The organism is Planktosalinus sp., from assembly GCF_059864935.1.
Map to the genome: position 1 here is coordinate 1 of NZ_JCBCCK010000364.1, position 1,832 is coordinate 1,832.

Here is a 1,832-nt window from a genome sequence, read left to right on the forward strand (position 1 = left end):
TGATTCTATCACGCCAGTATTGGTGATGGTCACATAATCCTGTGCCGGGTTGGGATAGAACACCAAGTCGGCAAATGCAATGTCATCTATAGCCAGCACCCTGTGTACTTTAATGTCCAGGGTTTCACTTTCACACAAGTCAACAGCGGTCTGGGTCACAAAATAAGTCGTTTGATCCACCAGCAAAGTGTTTTCGGACAACGGATTGGTGGCCAAGGGGTCTGAATACCACTGTAAATTATCCCCGGTCACATCCAAATCTGCCAAGGTTTCCCCTTGCACAAAAGGTTGGTTCCTGTCGCCAACAGGCTTATCGGATTTATCCAAAATAGTTACAAAAACCCCAAGAGTACCCCCTTCACAAGCATTCACTGTTTGCGTGGCATAATAAGTTGCACCATCCACCAAAACCGTAGAATTTGCCAAAGGGTTGCCTGAAGCATCATACCATTGGATATTGGTTCCTGTTACTACTATATCCCCAACTGTATTGTCGAGGCCACAAAAATCTTGTGTAATGGCTCCGATGGGTGCCGCCGGTAAGGTATTGTTTACCTCTGCTACAGCTTCAACACGGGGTGACTCACACAAAATGGAAGCGCCAACAACAGTCACCCTGTAATCGTGTACTTCTCCAAAAGTTCCACCTGATGTACAGGCATCTGTTGGCAAAGCAGCATAGCGGTCAAAAACACGCATTACTGTAGTGTTGCCAATGGCGTCATTTGGAACAGTAAACGAACCTAGAGTTGGGTTAGCTCCTGCCGGCGACTGAAACAACAACTCATTGGTGTTGTTAAAAACACCATCTTTATCAAAATCAACCCAAATCTTAATAAACTGACTGGGGAAATTATGAGTAACTGTAAAGTTGTAAGTTTGTCCCGCAACCAAAGTAAACATCAGGTTGGCGTCGTTTGTAAAGTCACCATAAGCATTGGGAGAACATCCGGAATTTAAATGAGACAAAATCGTCATACCGGAAGAATCCACAATAATAAAATCATCTATATCGTCACTTGCCGTACATCCTGAACCAAATCCAAAAGAAGTACAGTAAGTTGGCAGCGGGCCTCCGCCCCCGGTGCTTTGCTCAAGATAGACTTCTGCAGCCCAGTAGGATGTGGTTGTATTTATTGTTGGTGTAACAAACTGGTTTCCAATTGCTATTGGAATGGATGAGGTTTGTGACGAAAACCAGTAAACTTCACTACCGGTTCCAGTGGGTGTTGCCGTTAAGGTCACCTGACCTTGCTGACATACAACTCCACCAGTAGTGCTAATTACGTCCAATACTGTACAATCAAGTTCGTTGACGGTAATTTCCAGCAGTGGACTCTCACATCCCAGTACGGTTTGGCTCACCCAATAAGTTGCACCATCTACCAACGGGGTTGTTGGATTTAGTGCCGGAGGTGTACCTGAGCTATTTGAATACCAGGTAAGACCGGTACTGTGAACATAGGAATCTACTTCCAAATCACCCAGGGTGGCCCCTGCCACATATATCTGGGGTGAATCACCTGTGGGGGCTGCCAGGTTTGTACATTCAAATCCGTAAATATCCAATGTATAGGCCGTGCTGCCGGATTGCGAGCCAATGACAATAAAATAATCCTGACCACCGGTCACATAGAAATCTTCTATTTTTCCAATGCCCACTCTACCGGCCAAACAGTCGCCACCCACATCACCACAACTTTCATAGACAAATACACCTGCATTGCTGCTTACCCCGGTCAACTCAATCGTGATGATATCATCGACAGAAGGGCTGTACTGGTAGACCACATCATTGCCATTCAGGAAATCACCGCTTACTCCTGCACATC

General features: G+C 45.6%; 1 protein-coding gene. It reads right to left on the reverse strand.

Annotation, left to right across the window (positions count from 1 at the left end; translation table 11 throughout):
- The coding region (locus AC6F75_RS11450; RefSeq protein ID WP_500715150.1) for an Ig-like domain-containing protein at positions 1-1,832 on the reverse strand (1,832 nt) is incomplete at both ends.